General features: G+C 61.9%; 12 protein-coding genes and 1 pseudogene. 6 read left to right on the forward strand and 7 right to left on the reverse strand.

Annotated elements, in window-relative coordinates:
* Positions 1 to 196 precede the first annotated feature (196 nt).
* Both uvrA and PW947_RS03910 read left to right on the forward strand, forming a co-directional pair.
* Complete coding sequence (uvrA, locus tag PW947_RS03905; protein WP_299629754.1) at positions 197 to 3,070, forward strand: excinuclease ABC subunit UvrA; 2,874 nt, start codon at positions 197 to 199, stop codon at positions 3,068 to 3,070.
* 60 nt (positions 3,071 to 3,130) lie between these two features.
* Positions 3,131 to 4,216 carry a hypothetical protein gene (locus tag PW947_RS03910; RefSeq protein WP_299629755.1) on the forward strand — a complete coding sequence of 362 codons (1,086 nt, stop codon included), beginning with the start codon at positions 3,131 to 3,133 and terminating at the stop codon, positions 4,214 to 4,216.
* A 78-nt stretch (positions 4,217 to 4,294) separates the two neighbouring features.
* On the opposite strand, the gene PW947_RS03915 is transcribed toward PW947_RS03910, so the two are convergent.
* Positions 4,295 to 6,505: a TonB-dependent receptor gene (locus tag PW947_RS03915; protein WP_299629756.1), complete on the reverse strand. Its 2,211-nt coding sequence runs from the start codon at positions 6,503 to 6,505 to the stop codon at positions 4,295 to 4,297.
* A 280-nt stretch (positions 6,506 to 6,785) separates the two neighbouring features.
* A complete protein-coding gene (locus tag PW947_RS03920) occupies positions 6,786 to 6,932 on the reverse strand; it encodes a hypothetical protein (RefSeq protein ID WP_299629757.1) in 147 nt (48 codons plus the stop codon).
* Between PW947_RS03920 and PW947_RS03925 the strand changes: the two genes are divergently transcribed.
* The gene (locus PW947_RS03925; protein WP_299629758.1) at positions 6,931 to 8,151 is read left to right on the forward strand and encodes a PepSY-associated TM helix domain-containing protein; all 1,221 of its coding nucleotides are present in this window, start codon (positions 6,931 to 6,933) and stop codon (positions 8,149 to 8,151) included. The genes PW947_RS03920 and PW947_RS03925 overlap by 2 nt on opposite strands.
* Positions 8,152 to 9,104: 953 nt before the next feature.
* Here the strand turns inward: PW947_RS03925 and purU are convergent.
* The 5 genes and pseudogenes from purU to PW947_RS03950 form a co-directional block, all read right to left on the reverse strand.
* Positions 9,105 to 9,971 (reverse strand): annotated as a pseudogene (gene purU, locus PW947_RS03930) (formyltetrahydrofolate deformylase); the annotation flags it as partial.
* An 89-nt stretch (positions 9,972 to 10,060) separates the two neighbouring features.
* The gene (locus PW947_RS03935; RefSeq protein WP_299629759.1) at positions 10,061 to 10,912 is read right to left on the reverse strand and encodes an NUDIX hydrolase family protein; all 852 of its coding nucleotides are present in this window, start codon (positions 10,910 to 10,912) and stop codon (positions 10,061 to 10,063) included.
* Between the two features lie 8 nt (positions 10,913 to 10,920).
* Positions 10,921 to 11,535: a LysE family translocator gene (locus PW947_RS03940; protein ID WP_299629760.1), complete on the reverse strand. Its 615-nt coding sequence runs from the start codon at positions 11,533 to 11,535 to the stop codon at positions 10,921 to 10,923.
* 69 nt (positions 11,536 to 11,604) lie between these two features.
* The gene (locus PW947_RS03945; RefSeq protein WP_299629761.1) at positions 11,605 to 12,171 is read right to left on the reverse strand and encodes an adenine phosphoribosyltransferase; all 567 of its coding nucleotides are present in this window, start codon (positions 12,169 to 12,171) and stop codon (positions 11,605 to 11,607) included.
* A 79-nt stretch (positions 12,172 to 12,250) separates the two neighbouring features.
* Positions 12,251 to 14,251: a monovalent cation:proton antiporter family protein gene (locus PW947_RS03950; protein ID WP_299629762.1), complete on the reverse strand. Its 2,001-nt coding sequence runs from the start codon at positions 14,249 to 14,251 to the stop codon at positions 12,251 to 12,253.
* Positions 14,252 to 14,399: 148 nt separating this feature from the next.
* Here PW947_RS03950 and kdsD point away from each other — a divergent pair, with 148 nt between their 5' ends.
* Genes kdsD through lptC form a run of 3 tightly spaced genes read left to right on the forward strand, consistent with a single transcriptional unit; the run spans position 14,400 to position 16,532 of the window.
* Positions 14,400 to 15,383: an arabinose 5-phosphate isomerase KdsD gene (kdsD, locus tag PW947_RS03955; protein WP_299629763.1), complete on the forward strand. Its 984-nt coding sequence runs from the start codon at positions 14,400 to 14,402 to the stop codon at positions 15,381 to 15,383.
* The gene (locus PW947_RS03960; protein WP_299629764.1) at positions 15,383 to 15,919 is read left to right on the forward strand and encodes an HAD hydrolase family protein; all 537 of its coding nucleotides are present in this window, start codon (positions 15,383 to 15,385) and stop codon (positions 15,917 to 15,919) included. Before kdsD ends, PW947_RS03960 begins: the two co-directional genes overlap by 1 nt.
* A gap of 4 nt (positions 15,920 to 15,923) precedes the next feature.
* Positions 15,924 to 16,532: an LPS export ABC transporter periplasmic protein LptC gene (lptC, locus tag PW947_RS03965; RefSeq protein ID WP_299629765.1), complete on the forward strand. Its 609-nt coding sequence runs from the start codon at positions 15,924 to 15,926 to the stop codon at positions 16,530 to 16,532.
* The last annotated feature ends 16 nt before the right edge of the window (positions 16,533 to 16,548 follow it).

Genomic DNA, 16,548 nt, shown 5'->3' on the forward strand with positions numbered 1-16,548 from the left:
GGCTGCGATTGTGTGCGTCTTGCAGACGCAGCGAACGGCCTCATCTTGAAAGCACTCGCCGCGACACATGACCATCGCCCCGAAGCCCGCTGGACGGTTATTACAAGCTGTCAGCGAGCTGTCACGACGGTCTTGAAAAGTCGTTATAGTAGCAGGTTTAGCCTCTTCTTCTTTCCGTCAGGGCATGGATCAACGCGTGGAACAAATCCGTATCCGTGGGGCTCGTACCCACAACCTGAAGAACGTCAGCCTCGATCTTCCGCGTCACAAACTGGTCGTCATTACCGGCTTGTCTGGCTCGGGAAAATCGTCGCTTGCCTTCGATACGCTCTATGCGGAAGGACAGCGGCGCTACGTCGAAAGTCTGTCCGCATACGCCCGGCAATTCCTGCAACTGATGGAGAAACCCGACGTCGATCTGATCGAAGGATTGTCGCCTGCGATCTCGATCGAACAGAAAGCGACGTCGCACAACCCGCGTTCCACGGTCGGCACGGTCACGGAAATCCACGACTATCTGCGGCTGCTGTTCGCGCGCGTGGGCACGCCGTACTGCCCCGACCACGAGATTCCGCTCGAAGCGCAAAGCGTGTCGCAGATGGTCGACGCGGCGCTCGCGCTGCCCGAAGACACCCGGCTGATGATCCTCGCGCCCGTGATCGCGAACCGCAAGGGCGAGCACGCCGAGCTGTTCGAGGCGATGCAGGCGCAAGGTTTCATCCGCTTCCGGGTGCGTTCGGGCGGCGGCACCGCGAACGAAGGCGAGGCAAAAATCTATGACGTCGACTCGCTGCCGAAGCTGAAGAAAAACGACAAACACACCATCGACGTGGTCGTGGACCGGCTCAAGGTCCGCGACGATATGAAGCAGCGGCTGGCCGAATCTTTCGAAACCGCGTTGCGCCTCGCCGACGGCCGCGCGATCGCGCTCGAAATGGATACGGACAAGGAACATCTGTTCAGCTCGAAGTTCGCGTGTCCGATCTGCTCGTACTCGCTTCAGGAACTCGAACCGCGTCTGTTCTCGTTCAACAACCCGATGGGCGCGTGTCCGGAATGTGACGGCCTCGGCCAGATCACGTTCTTCGATCCGAAACGGGTGGTCGCGCATCCGTCGCTGTCGCTGGCGGCGGGCGCGGTGAAGGGCTGGGACCGGCGCAACCAGTTCTACTTCCAGATGCTGCAGAGCCTCGCGGCGTTCTACGAATTCGATATCGACACCGCCGTCGAGGATCTGCCGGAAAAGGTCCGCAAGATCCTGCTGTTCGGCTCCGGCAAGCAGGCCATTCCGTTCTCTTATATGAACGAGCGCGGCCGCACGTCGATTCGCGAGCATGTGTTCGAAGGGATCATCCCGAATCTGGAGCGGCGCTATCGCGAGACGGATTCCGTCGCAGTCCGCGAAGAACTCGCGAAGTATCAGAACAATCAGGCGTGTCCGCATTGCGCCGGCACGCGCCTGCGCCGCGAAGCGAGATTCGTGCGGATCGGCAACGACGGCGACGCGCGCGGCATCTACGAAATCAGCGGCTGGGCGCTGCGCGACGCGCTCGGCTATTTCCAGACGCTGCGTCTGGAAGGCGCGAAACGCGACATCGCCGACCGCGTAATCAAGGAAATCGTCGCGCGTCTGATGTTCCTGAACAACGTCGGGCTCGATTACCTGTCGCTGGAGCGCAGCGCGGAAACGCTGTCGGGCGGCGAAGCGCAGCGCATCCGGCTGGCGTCGCAGATCGGCTCCGGCCTGACCGGCGTGATGTACGTGCTCGACGAACCGTCGATCGGTCTGCATCAGCGTGACAACGACCGGCTGATCGCGACGCTCAAGCATCTGCGCGATCTCGGCAATTCCGTGATCGTGGTCGAGCACGACGAAGACATGATCCGGATGGCCGATTACGTGGTCGACATGGGACCGGGCGCGGGCGAGCACGGCGGCATGGTGATCGCGGAAGGCACGCCGAAACAGGTCGAAGCCGACCCCGCGTCGATGACCGGCCAGTATCTGTCCGGCGCGCTCAATATCGAATATCCGGACGAACGCCGCTCACCCGACGAACGCCAGTTGCGAATCGTCGAGGCGTACGGCAACAATCTGAAGAACGTCACGCTCGATCTGCCGGTCGGCTTGCTGACCTGCATTACCGGCGTGTCCGGTTCGGGCAAGTCCACGCTGATCAACGACACGCTGTACCACGCGGTGTCGCAGCATCTGTACGGATCGTCGACGGAGCCGGCGCCGTATGAATCGATCGAAGGCCTCGAACATTTCGACAAGGTCATCAATGTCGATCAATCGCCGATCGGCCGCACGCCGCGCTCGAACCCGGCCACGTACACGGGCCTCTTCACGCCGATCCGTGAACTGTTCGCCGGCGTGCCGTCCGCGAAGGAACGCGGCTACGACGTCGGGCGCTTCTCGTTCAACGTGAAAGGCGGACGCTGCGAAGCGTGTCAGGGCGACGGCGTGATCAAGGTGGAAATGCACTTTCTGCCGGACGTCTACGTGCCGTGCGACGTGTGCCACGGCAAGCGCTACAACCGCGAAACGCTCGAAGTCCAGTACAAGGGCAAGAGCATCAGCGAAGTGCTGGACCTGACGGTGGAGAACGCATACGAGTTCTTCAAGCCGGTGCCGGTGGTCGCGCGCAAGCTGAAAACGCTGCTCGACGTGGGTCTGGGCTATATCCGTCTCGGCCAGTCGGCGACCACGTTGTCGGGCGGCGAAGCGCAGCGCGTCAAACTATCGCTGGAACTGAGCAAGCGCGATACGGGTCGCACTCTGTATATCCTGGACGAACCCACAACAGGACTGCACTTTCATGACATCGCGTTGCTGCTCGAAGTGATTCATCGTTTGCGCGACCAGGGTAATACCGTGGTGATCATCGAGCATAATCTCGATGTAATCAAAACTGCCGATTGGGTGATCGATCTTGGTCCCGAAGGCGGCGCCGGCGGCGGTCAGATCATTGCGCAAGGCACGCCGGAGCAAGTCGCGAAGTCGAAGGCAAGTTTTACCGGGAAATATCTGGCGCCGCTGCTCAAACGTGCGGCAGCCAGGAAATGACGCAGCGTCCGGACGACATTCCGCGCGCGGCGAAACCAGAGTCGGAGATGGAACCAAGCCATGCGCAAGCGTAACGAGGCGCCCGATAACGGGCACGTGCAAGATCTGCGGCCTCGCCCGGTCAGGCTCACCAGCGACATGAGCCTGCCAAAGCTGTCAGCAGTCGAAATCGGCAGCTACGTGATGATGCTGCTCGCGATGTGGGGTGTGCTGGAGTTGAAGCTGCTCGGCGCGATGCTCGCCGGAATGCTGGTGTTTCAGCTGGTGCACATGCTTTCACCGCGCATCGAAAAGCATATGTCGAGCAAGCGCGCGCGCTGGCTGTCGGTGGTGATTCTGTCCGCGGTGATCGTCGGCGTGCTGACGGGGCTGACGGTCGGCATCATCGAGCATTTCGAGAACGATGTACCGAGCGTGCAGAAGCTGCTCGATCAGGCCATGCAGTTGATCGACCAGGCGCGCGGACGGATTCCGCAGTTCATCGCGTCGTCGTTGCCGGTCGACACCGAGCAGATGAAGGAAAAAGCCGCCGCGCTGATGCAGCAGAATGCCGGCATGTTGCAGCAAGGCGGCAAGAGCGCGGCGCGCGCGTTCACGCATATCCTGATCGGCATGATCATCGGTGCGATCATCGCGATCGGCGCGCAGCGGCAAATGCAGCGTCTGCCGCTGTCCACCGCCTTCGTCACGCGCGTGTCGCGCTTCGCCGACGCGTTTCGCCGGATCGTCTTCGCGCAGGTCAAGATCTCGGCGATCAATGCCGTATTCACCGGCCTGTTCCTGCTGATCTTCCTGCCGCTCTTCCATCAGCGTTTGCCGCTGTCGAAAACGCTGGTGCTGGTGACGTTTATCGTCGGTCTGCTGCCTGTCATCGGCAATCTGATCTCGAACACGATCATCGTCGCGGTGGCGCTGTCGGTCAGTTTTCCGGCGGCGGTCACGGCGCTGATCTTCCTGATCCTGATTCACAAGCTCGAATATTTCCTGAACGCGCGTATCGTCGGTGGACAGATCGAAGCACGCGCGTGGGAATTGCTGGTCGCGATGCTGGTGATGGAAGCGGCGTTCGGCGTGCCCGGCGTGGTCGCCGCACCGATTTTCTATGCGTATCTCAAGCGTGAGCTGATCTATTTGCGGCTGGTTTGAAACAGTCGATCGAATCGCGGTAGACGAAAAAAAGGCGGCGCATCTGCGCCGCCTTTTTTGTTTCCTGAACCCGCCCGATCAGAAGTCGATCCGTGCATTCAACGACACCGTGCGCGGATCGCCCGGCGCGATGTAGTCGGCGTACTGGAACATCCAGTAACGGCGGTTCGTGATGTTGTCGAGCGCGGCACGCAGCGTCACACCGTAGCCGCCGATCTTCGTCGAATAGCTCGCGCCCACGTTGAACAGCGTGTAGCCCGCAGTCTTCAGGTCGCCGGCCGGACGCACCGACGTGTTGCCCGTGTACTTCATGTCCGCGCCCACATTCAGGCCCGGCACGTAAGGCACGGCGTAGTTCACGTGTGCTGCCGCGACGAAGCCCGGCGCACCCGCGACGCGATTGCCGTCGTACGACGAACCCTTGTCGTACTTCGTCGCGATCCACATCACGTCGCCACCGACCGTCCAGTGATTGCCGATATGCACGTCCGTGCCCGCTTCGACGCCCTGGAAGATCGACTCGCCGTCCTGCACGTACACATTCGAGCTGTTCGCGTATTCGGCGCCGCGTTCGATGCGGAACAGCGCAGCCGTCGCGCTCCAGCGCGAGTTTTCGGTCTTCACGCCCACTTCGTATTGCTTGCTGCGCAGCGGCTTCAACTGCTCGCCCGCGTTCGAATACGTGGTCCCGACGATGCTGCCCGCTTCCAGCGATTCGACGTAGCTCGTGTACAGCGTGGTCTGCGGCGTCAGCTTGAACATCAGCGCGACGCTCGGCGTGACGACGCCGTTTTGCGTGTATGTCGACGTGGTTGCGCCGCCGAGCGCGTAGCCGTGCTGCTCGTAGTTCGTGTAACGCACGCCACCGAGCACCGACCAGCGGCTCGTCAGCTTGATCGTGTCGCTGGCGAACGCGGCTTTCTGCGTGATGTCGGCGTTACGGTACGTGTTGAACTGCTGGCCGTAGCTGTCGTAGTGATTGGTGTTCGGCTGATACAGGTTGCCGGTGCCGATCGTGTCGTAGAACGAGGTCGCTTCGTAGTCGTTGGTCTGACGTTGATACGCGACGCCCAGCACGATCTGATGCTGCAGCGGACCGGTCTTCACGTTGCCTTCGGCCATTGCCTGCCAGGCCGTCATGTGATGGCCTTCGTTACCGGCGTAGCGGGCGTCCGAGTAGTCGCCGGCAGCGTCTTCGAGGTAGTACGTGCTCTCGTTCCGGTAACGCATCGTCTTGCTGAAGCTGTAGGTCGTGCTCAGCGTCCAGTTGTCGTTCAGGTTGTAGCGCAGACCGGCGGTGTACAACTGAAGGTTGGTGTCCAGATGCTGGTCGGCCACCGACAGATTGTTGCTGCCGCCGCTGACCACGCCCGGCAACGACGTGCCTGTGTAGAGACCGGTGTAGATCGACGACGTGAAGCCGGAACCGTGGCGATCCTGATACAGCGCGCTGAAAGTTGCGGTCAGGTCGCGCGTGATGCGCGCGTCGCCGGCGAACGAGAACGTGTCGCGGCGAACGTCGCCGTCGTTATACGTCTGTCCTTCTTCGTGCGTCGCATTCAGGCGATAGCCGAACATGCTGTCCGGACCGATGCGGCCGCCCAGATCCAGATGCTCGGACCAGACGCCGTCGCTGTGATAACCGACGTCGACGCTGCGGATTGGCGTGTCGTTTTGCGGCGGTTTCTTCGTCACGTAGTTCACCACGCCGCCCGGCGAGCCGAACCCGTACATGAAGCCCGACAGGCCCTTCAGCAATTCGACGCGTTCGAGCTGTTCATACGGCATCGTGATGCCGTAGCCGTTGTACGGCATGCCGTCGATCTTGAAACCGTTCTGCCAGTCGAGTTGCATCCCGCGCACCGATACATACGCCGCCCACGCGTTGTACGGATTGCTGTTGTCCGACACCGATGCGTCCTGCGCGAAGACCTGGCCGAGCTTGATCGGCTGCATGTCCTGCAGTTGCTGGGTGGTGACGACCGTGGTCGAGAACGGCGTGTCGAGTTGCGAGCGTGCGCCGAGCGCGCCGCCACCGACGTCCTGGTTCAGGTTTTGCAACGACGCATCGGCGGCCGCGCCTGTCACCTTGACGGTCGGCAGCGCGTGGTCCGGCGCGGCGGTTGTGCTGGATGCGCTCGTTGCGCTGGTCGCGTCGGTCGAGGCGGCATCCGTTTGTTGCGCGAATGCGCTTTGACTCGCGGCGAACGCCACGACTACCGCGACGTGCATCGGTCGCAGGCGCCACGCCCGCATCACACCGCCCGCTTTTTGAACTCCGCCTTCCATGTGTCAGTCCCCGTCGATCGTATCGCAATCTGCTAATGAGAATAATTCTCACTAGTAACGGGGCCGAATATTGCCAAAATCTGTACTGTATTTGTAAATTCCAAACTGCGACATTTTGCCGCAGTTGACGCACCCCGACCGCTCAGGCACTCGCGCGCAACGCCCGTTTAAAAAGGTTCGCGATCGAGCCCTTCCAACGCGTCGACGCATGAAAGGCTTACGAAAGTCTTGCTACAGCGGCCAACGGCCCTTAAGATGCGAATAATTCCCATTTGCGCAATCACTGCGCGAATGTTTTCGTTTCAGGCTGGTCGTGACGCGAGGGTTGCCCGTCGAACGAAATCACCGCCGCCATTTCACCAATCGATACCGCCGCCGATGCAACAAAAAACAACGAATGGGACCGCCTTGCGGTCAGCGCACGCATGAGGCCGGTGCTGGTGCAGCTACACCGCTGGTTTGGCGTGGGCACGGCGCTATTTCTCTTTCTCGCCGGGTTGACGGGCGCGATCATCGCGTGGGACCACGAACTGGACGCGTTGCTGAATCCGTCGTTTTACAACGCGCGGACGCAGGGCACGCCGTTATCGCCGGTCGAGTTGTCGCACCGTATCGAAGCCGCCGATCCGCGCATCGAGGTCACGTATTTACCGCTGTCGATCGAGCCGGGTCAAACGTTGCAGGCGATGGTGATGCCGCGCACCAACCCGTCGACGGGGCAGCCTTATACGGTGGATTTCTCGCAGATCGCCGTCGATCCATCGACCGGCGAGGTTCAGGGCCGTCGTGAGTGGGGCGCGTTTTCGGTGACGCGTCTGAACCTGATTCCGTTCATCTACAAGCTGCATTACACGTTGCAATTGCCGTTCACGGGCGGCATCGATTGGGGCACGTGGTTGATGGGATGTGTGGGGATCGTGTGGCTGTTCGACAGCGTGATTGCGCTGGTGCTGTCGTTTCCGAGCCCGAAGGCGTGGCGCAAGTCGTTCGCGTTTCGCGTGAAGCGCGGCGGGTATGCGTTGACGTTCGACCTGCACCGTTCCGGCGGCGTGTGGATCTGGGGCTTACTCGGGATCATGGCGCTGACGTCGATCTCGATGAATCTGTCGGATCCGGTGGTGCGGCCGGTGGTCTCGACGGTATCCACATTGAGTCCGAACCTCGTCGATATTCCTGCGTTGTTGCGTGCGCCGGGGGCCGGCGAGAAGCCGGTCAGCCGAGAGCGGATCGTTGAAATTGCTGCGCAGACCGGCAAGGACAAGCAACTCGGCGTGCCGCCTGGCGCGTTGTACTGGGTGCCGGGATTGCATGCTTACGCGATCGGATTTTTCGCGGCCGGGAATGAGCATGGCGGAGCCGGGTTGGGTAATCCGTGGCTTTATTTCGATGCGTTGAATGGGAAGCTGGTGGGATCGTCGATACCGGGGACGGGGTCGGCGGGGGATATCTTCATGCAGGCGCAGTTTCCGTTGCATTCGGGTCGAATTATTGGATTGGGTGGGCGGATTCTGGTGAGTGTTTTGGGGGTTTTGGTCGCGGTGTTGAGTGCGACGGGGTTGATGATCTGGTTGAAGAAGTTGAATGCCAGGAGGAAGGCGGCTGAAGGGGCGAAGGCTCGGGCCGCTGGCGCGGCGGCCAGGTTTTGATTTGGTTTTTGGTTTTTGGTTTTGTTTTTGTTTTTGCGGTTGTCCCGGTTTCGCGGTGGTCTGCCTGGATCGTCCCTGTGCGGGACCGCACCTACTTTTCTTTGCTCGCGCAAAGAAAAGTAGGCAAAAGAAAGCGCGTTTACACCGACACTTCGTAGCGAGTGGCGTCCTTTCAGAACGGGTAGTGGACCGCGCACGTTTGGAGTTGCCGCGCCGCCTGACGTGGTGGTCCGCGCCCGCACATCCCGCCCGCTTCGCGGCGGTAGCCTGCTTCAAAAACCTATTTTCGCCACGTCATTTGCCCGCCGCTTCGACTGTTCCGGCGCCGGATCGAAGCCCGCTTTGCGGCACGGCATTCGCCCGTATTTTCGACTGTTCCTGCGTCGGATCGAAGCCCGGTTTGCGCCACACCATCGCCTGTCTTTTCGACGGTTCCGGCGTCAGCTCAAAACTCGGTTCACGCCACGCGATTCGCCAGCCTTCACGACAACTCCAGCACCCGGCCCAAAGCCCAGTTTGCCCCACGGCATTCACCCGCCTTCACGACGGTTTCGACGTTCCGCGTAGCCAGGAATTTTGCGCGCGAGACTAGACCGGCGCATGCCAGGAAAGTGGGTGTTGTGACAGACGGAGCGCAGCGCGCGAATGGCGCCGAGAGATAAAGACGGGGCTGTGCCCATCGGCTGTCGCGAAGCGAACAGCCGGAACGAATGACTGCCTTGTCACCACGTTAAGCGGTGCGGCAACTCAAATCGTGCGCGGTCCACTACCGGTAAATGAACCGACGCCACTCGCTACGAAGCGTCGGTGCAAACGCGCTTTCTTTTGCCTACTTTTCTTTGCGCGAGCAAAGAAAAGTAGGTGCGGTCCCGCACAGGGACGATCCAGGCAGACCACCGCGAAACCGGGACAACCGCAAAAACAAAAACAAAACCAAAAACCAAACCTTTAGCCCTAAACACCACCGTCTTACTCCCATTAATCAAAATCCGATGCTCAACATGCCACTTCACGGCACGCGCGAGCGTCACACACTCCACATCACGCCCAATCGCGGTGAGCTGATCCGGCGTCATGCTGTGATCGACCCGCTCGACTTCCTGCTCGATAATCGGGCCTTCGTCCAGATCGGTCGTCACATAATGCGCGGTCGCGCCAATCAACTTAACACCACGATCGAACGCCTGATAATAAGGCTTCGCGCCCTTGAAACTCGGCAAGAACGAATGGTGAATATTGATCGCACGTCCAGCCAGGCTTTCACACAATTGCGGCGACAAAATCTGCATATAGCGCGCAAGCACAACCAGATCCGCCCGGTGCTCGCCAATCACTTCCAGCACGCGCGCTTCCTGCGCAGCCTTCGCGTCAGCTGTGCCGCCCAGCAACGGGAAATGATGGAACGGAATATCGTACGACGCGGCCAGCTGATAGAACTCCTTGTGATTGGAGATAATCGCCGGAATCTCGATCGCCAGTTGTCCCGTGCGATACCGGAACAACAGGTCGTTCAGACAGTGTCCGATCTTCGACACCATGATCACCACACGCGGCTTCACCGACGCATCGTGCAACTCCCAACGCATGCCGAATTCATCGGCTAACAGCCCGAACGACGTCCGCAATGCGTCCAGACCGGGGTCGCCGCCCACCTGCTGGAAATGCACCCGCATAAAGAACTCACCCGTATGGCTGTCGCCAAACTGCGCCGAGTCGAGAATATTGCTGCCACGCTCGAACAAAAAGCCCGAGACCGCGTGGACGATGCCGGGCCGGTCGGCGCACGACAGTTTGAGAATAAAGCTGTGATCGGTCGACATGACCTGGGTGACTCCCTTCTTTCAATGCGTGAACCGTTCGATATGCCGCGATCCGTCAAAACGGATCGCGCGCACGCGAACAGATAATCCTAAACAGTCGCGGCAACGAATAACGCGTCGATTCCCGTGCACGCTTCTTCGTCGATCCAGCGGCGCCGCAACAGACAGTCGAGCGTCGCGAGACTCGCATCCACCGTCATCGCGCCGGCTTCGATCCAGGCCGCGATTTCATCGATGCGCGCAAGCCGATGCTCGCCCACTTCGCCATCCTGATTGCGCGGCGCGAATTCTTCCGGCGACGGCAACGCGAGATCGTAAATAAAAATCTGCTCGGATTGCGTGCCCTCCGGCAAGGTCTGCAAGACATGAACCGTCCGCCCCGCCACCGCGCGCCCGGCAATCTCTTCCGGAATACCGGCTTCTTCCCAGCATTCCTTGATGATTGTCTGTGCGACGCTAAAGCCCCAACCAATCCCGCCCGCGACGACGTTGTCGAGCATGCCTGGATCAGTTGCCTTGGTGTCGCTGCGCCGCGCGATCCACATCAGCGGCGCGCGATCCGCATATTCTACGACGCCGTTCAGATGCACCGCGTAGGTCAGCGTGCCGAAGAAGCGCGAGGCCGCGCGTTCGATATACGCCAGCGGCGGTGCATCGAACGCGTTGCGGATCGCGTAGGTCTCGTTGCGCCAGCCCGGAATCCGGCCGTCGGCAGCGAGCGCGCCGATCACCGCGCCCAACGCGGCACTGCGCAAATCCACGGTATCGAAAGCGGCCGACAGCGTCACGCGATCCGCGTCGAACTCGAAAATATCCGGCCAGCGTTCGAGCAAAGGCAAATCCGTCACGCGGATCCAGCCGACGGCCTGCGCATCGATCCAGAACGCACGATGCGCGGCGGGATCGAACTGGCGCGCGGCGATGATGCAAGGCAACGTCATGGTTCGTCCTAGTCGCGCAGCGCGACGCGAATGCCGATCGCGATAAAGGTCGCGCCGGCCAGCCGGTCGAGCCACACGCCCACGCGCGGCCGACGCTTCAACCACGCGCCGATCATGCCCGCGCACACGCCGAACAGCGAAAACACCACCACGGTCTGCAACATGAACAGCGCGCCGAGTTCGAGCATTTGCAGCGTCACATTCTGCGTGCCGTGCAGATTCACGAATTGCGGCAGAAACACGACGAAGAACAGCGTCACCTTCGGATTCAGGATATTGCCGAGCACGCTTTGCCGGAACACGGTCGAAAGCGGCTGCGGCGCGCGCGCGTGCGCGGTCGCGAGTCCCTGGCTGCGCAATGCCTTGATGCCGATCCACACCAGATACGCCGCGCCCGCCAGTTTCACGACTTCGAACGCGAGCGGCGACGAGCGCAACAACGCGGCAACGCCGAGCGCCGCCAGCGTCGTGTGAAACGCGATTCCCGCAGCGAAGCCGCATGCCGCGACGAGACCCGCCGCGCGGCCTTGCGAAATACCGCGCGCGAGCACTTGCAGATTGTCGGGACCGGGCGCGAGTGTGATCGCGATGGACGTGGCGAGAAACAGCAGGAAGTTGGGCATAGGCTCAGTCGATCATCAACACAGAGAATCGGGCGACACGTCTGCATCACGTGGGAACGCTATCAGTCGTCAGTCGCCGGCGAAAGTCGTCACGGTATAGAGCGGCAAACCCGCGCCGCGCAGCAGTTGCGCGCCGCCGAGTTCGGGCAGATCGATGATCGCCGCACCTTCCACGACCACCGCGCCAAGCCGTTCGAGCAATGTCTTGCCCGCCATCATCGTGCCGCCGGTCGCGATCAGGTCGTCGACGATCACGATCCGGTCGCCCGCACTGCACGCGTCCACGTGAATTTCGACGGTCGCGGTGCCGTACTCGAGCGAATACGACTCGGATGCCGTTTTGTACGGCAACTTGCCCGCCTTGCGGATCGGGATGAAGCCGAGGTTCAGTTCATACGCGATGATCGGCGCAATGATGAAGCCGCGCGCGTCCAGTCCGGCGATGTAATCGAGCTTCGCGTCGATATAGCGCTGCACGAACAGATCGATCAGCACCCGCAACGATTTACGGTCTTGCAGTAACGGCGTGATGTCGCGGAACTGCACGCCGGCTTGCGGCCAGTCGGGCACCGTGCGGATTCTGCTCTTGACGAACCCGGCCGCGTCGAGCGGCGCGCTCACTGGCGCGTTGGACATGATGACTCCAGATAGATAGCTCTTGAACGTAGACGGTGCGGCCCGATTGCGCAAGGCCGACCGGCGGCCCGCGCGTCGATCAGACCGCCGCGGCGCCCGCGCGCCGGTGCTTCGACAGCCGTTCTTCGGCCAGCGCGAGCGCTTCGGGCAAGCCGCGCAACACAACGATGTCGCTCGCGCGCAGTTTGGTGGACGGATCGGGTTCGACGCCGCGAATGCCGTGCCGCCGGATTGCCGTCACATCCACGCCGACGTCGAACAGGCCGAGTTCGGCCAGCGTACGGCCCACCGCGTCCGAGCTGGGATCGACCGGCACCGATTGTAGCCGCACCTGTTCGTGGCCGTCGTCGTCGTCATCGTCGGCGCCGTGGAAGTAGCCGCGCAGCAGGCTGTAACGCTCGTCACGCAGTTCTTCGACGCGCCGCACCACGCGCCGCATCGGCACACCCATCACGACCAGCGTATGCGACGCCAGCATCAGACTGCCTTCGACGATCTCCGGAATCACTTCCGTCGCGCCCGCCGCAAGCAGCTTTTCGAGGTCGGCGTCGTCCACGGTACGGACGATCACCGGCAAGGTCGGCTCTTCCTCGTGGATGTTGTGCAGCACCCGCAACGCCGACGGCGTGTTCGCATAGGTGATCGCGACCGCCGCCGCGCGATGCAAACCGGCCGCCAGCAACGACTCGCGCCGGCCGGCATCGCCGAACACCACCGACTCCCCGGCCGCTGCCGCCGCCTGCACACGGTCGGGGTCGAGATCGAGCGCGACGTAGGACAGGCCTTCGTGTTCGAGCATCCGCGCCAGATTCTGACCGGCACGACCGTACCCGCAGATGATCACGTGGCCGCTCTGCTTCAGGCTTTGCGTGGCGATACGCGTCATCTGCAGCGATTGCATCATCCATTCCGTCGACGACAGCCGCAGTACGATCCGGTCGGCGTTCTGGATCATGAACGGTGCGGCGAGCATCGACAGCAGCATGGCGGCGAGGATCGCCTGAAGCAGCGTGGCATCGACCAGATGCTTGTCGAGAATCAGGTTCAGCAGCACGAAACCGAATTCGCCCGCTTGCGCCAAGCCAATACCGGTGCGCATCGCCACGCCCGGCGACGCGCCGAACAGCCGCGACAAACCCGTCACCATCACCGCTTTCAGCACGATCGGGCCGATCAGGAACGCGAGCACGATCAGCGGATGCTCCCAGATCACGCGCGGATTCAGCAGCATCCCGGTGGTCACGAAAAACAGTCCGAGCAGCACGTCGCGAAACGGCTTGATGTCTTCTTCCACCTGATGCCGGTACGGCGTCTCGGCGATCAACATGCCCGCGATAAACGCGCCGAGCGCGAGCGACAGGCCGAATTTATCCGTGATGAACGCCGCCCCGAGCGTGACCAGCAGCAGGTTCAGGATGAACAGTTCCTGCGAGCGGCGTCGCGCGACCACGTTGAACCAGCGCGTCATGAAGCGCTGTCCGACGATCAGCAGCAACGCCAGCGCAATCACGATCTTGACGGCCGCGATGCCGAGCGCGGCGACCAGATCTTCGGATTTGCCGCCGAACGCGGCGATGACGATCAGCAGCGGCACCACCGCCAGATCCTGGAACAGCAGCACGCCGAAGATGTTGCGGCCGTGCTCGGTCTCGATCTCGAGCCGTTCCGCGAGCATCTTGCTGACGATCGCCGTCGATGACATCGCCAGCGCGCCGCCCAGCGCGATACACGCCTGCCACGTGATATGCACCCATCGTTGCAGCGCAAAACCGAGGATCAGCGCGACGATGATCGTGCCGAGCACCTGCAACAAACCGAGTCCGAACACGAGACGACGCATCGAGCGCAGCTTCGCAAGCGAAAATTCCAGCCCGATCGAGAACATCAGGAACACGACGCCGAATTCCGCGAGGTTCTGCGCACCGGCCGAATCCGGCACGATCCCGAATGCATGCGGCCCGACGATGATGCCGACGGTCAGATAACCGAGCATCGGCGGAAGATTCAGAAAACGGAACACGACGACCCCTGCCACCGATGCCAGCAGCAGGAACAGCGTCATTTCGAGCGGGGAAATCATCGGCAAAAAAGCATTGGAAAGCGTCCTCGTTCGTCAACGGAACCGTCGCACGAAACGCCCGTGCGACAAGGTTGAGGGGCCGGTGAAGGCAGCGGCTGGGACCAGCGGAGCCGGCGCGGCGAACAAACGCCTTTGCTATACTCCGCGCATGATAGCGAAAATCAATGGCGACCGGGCACTCGCACTTGCCCGGGACGTGCTCGACATCGAAGCGGACGCCGTGCGCGCGCTTCGCGATCAGCTCGACGATGCATTCGTCGGCGCGATCGACTTCATTCTTGGCTGCAAGGGGCGCGTTGTCGTGTCCGGCATCGGCAAATCCGGCCACGTGGCCCGCAAGCTGGCGGCAACGCTCGCGAGCACCGGCACGCCCGCGTTCTTCGTGCATCCGGCGGAAGCCAGTCACGGCGATCTCGGCATGGTAACGGCCGACGATGTGTTTATTGCGTTGTCGAATTCCGGTGAAACCGAAGAACTGATGTCGATCCTGCCGCTCATCAAGCGGCTCGGCGCAAAACTGATCGCGATGACCGGACGCCCGACATCGAGTCTCGCGCAGCTCGCCGACGTGCATCTGAATTCGGGGGTCGCGAAAGAAGCCTGCCCGATGAATCTCGCGCCGACCGCCAGCACGACAGCCGCGCTCGCGCTCGGCGACGCGCTCGCGGTCGCGGTGCTCGACGCCCGCGGCTTCGGCCCGGACGACTTCGCGCGCTCGCATCCGGGCGGCGCGCTGGGCCGCCGCCTGCTGACCTACGTGCGCGACGTGATGCGCACCGGCGACCAGATTCCGCAGGTCGAACCCGACGCCACCGTGCGCGACGCGCTGTTCCAGTTGACCGCGAAGCGGATGGGCATGACGGCGATCGTCGATCCGGAAGGCCGCGTGGCCGGAATCTTCACCGACGGCGACTTGCGCCGCGTGCTCGAACGCGCGGGAGATTTCCGCGATTTGCCGATCTCGTCGGTGATGACGGCGGGTCCGCGTACCATCGGTCCGGATCAGCTCGCTGTCGAAGCAGTGGAACTGATGGAGCGCCACCGCATCAATCAGATGCTGGTCGTCGACGAAGCAGGCAAGCTGATCGGCGCACTCAACATGCACGACCTGTTCTCGAAAAAGGTGATCTGATGGCCGCGACCCTTACCGCCACTGAACGCGCAGCCCGCGTCAAGCTGATGATTTTCGACGTCGACGGCGTGCTGACCGACGGCGGCCTGCTGTTCACGGCCGAAGGCGACACGATGAAAGTCTTCAACTCGATGGACGGCCACGGCGTGAAGCTGTTGCGCGAAGCCGGCATCGAAACGGCGATCATCACCGGCCGCAAATCCGGCATCGTCGCGGTGCGCGCAAAGGAATTGCGCATCACGCATCTGTATCAGGGCGTCGAAGACAAGCGCACCGCGTTCGCGCAACTGCTGACCGAAACCGGTATTTCAGCAGACGAATGCGGCTATATGGGCGACGACTGGCCCGATCTCGCGGTGATGTCGAAGGCCGGATTCGCGGCGGCGCCTGCCAACGCGCATCCGGAAGTGATCGCGCGCGCCCATTGGGTGAGCGAGGCACGCGGCGGCAACGGCGCGGTTCGCGAAGTCTGCGACACGCTGCTGCGCGCGCAACACCGTTACGACGCGCTGCTTCAGGCCGCGCTCGGAGCCTGACGCGATGAACAAGTTTCGCCTGACTTCGCTGATTCCGCTGATCGCGATGGCCGCGCTCGCCGGTATCACGTGGTGGCTGCTGCAAGCCACCTTGCCGAAGCCCAACGAAGGTCTGGTGAAGCCGAAGGAACACACGCCCGACTACTTCGCCGACAACTTCTCCGTGTCCGAGCTGGATCAGTCCGGCGCGACGCAATATCGTCTGACCGCGCAACATCTGATTCACTACGAAGACGACGAAAACAGCGATCTGGTGAAACCGGCAATGCGCGCATTCCAGCCCGGCAAGCCGATCGTCACCGCCACCGGCGACACCGGTAAGGTGAACGGCGACGCGTCGATCGTGGATCTGTATCAGAATGCCCGTATCCTGCGTGCCGCCGGCGACGGCGATCCGCAGATGCAAGCCGATTCCGAGCATTTCCGCGTGCTGGTCAACGACGATGTGATCGAGACCGAAAAGCCGGTTAAACTTCAGCGCGGCTTCTCCGTCATGACGGCCAGCGGCATGAACTACAACAACGTCACCCGGGTGATGCAACTGTTCGGCAACGTCCGAGGCGCCATCGCCGCGTCCGAGGCGTCCGGCAGCTCGCCCAAGCAACCCGGGTAATCCATTCCAGGCGTGA

Source organism: Paraburkholderia sp. (assembly GCF_028283785.1).
GTDB lineage: Bacteria > Pseudomonadota > Gammaproteobacteria > Burkholderiales > Burkholderiaceae > Paraburkholderia.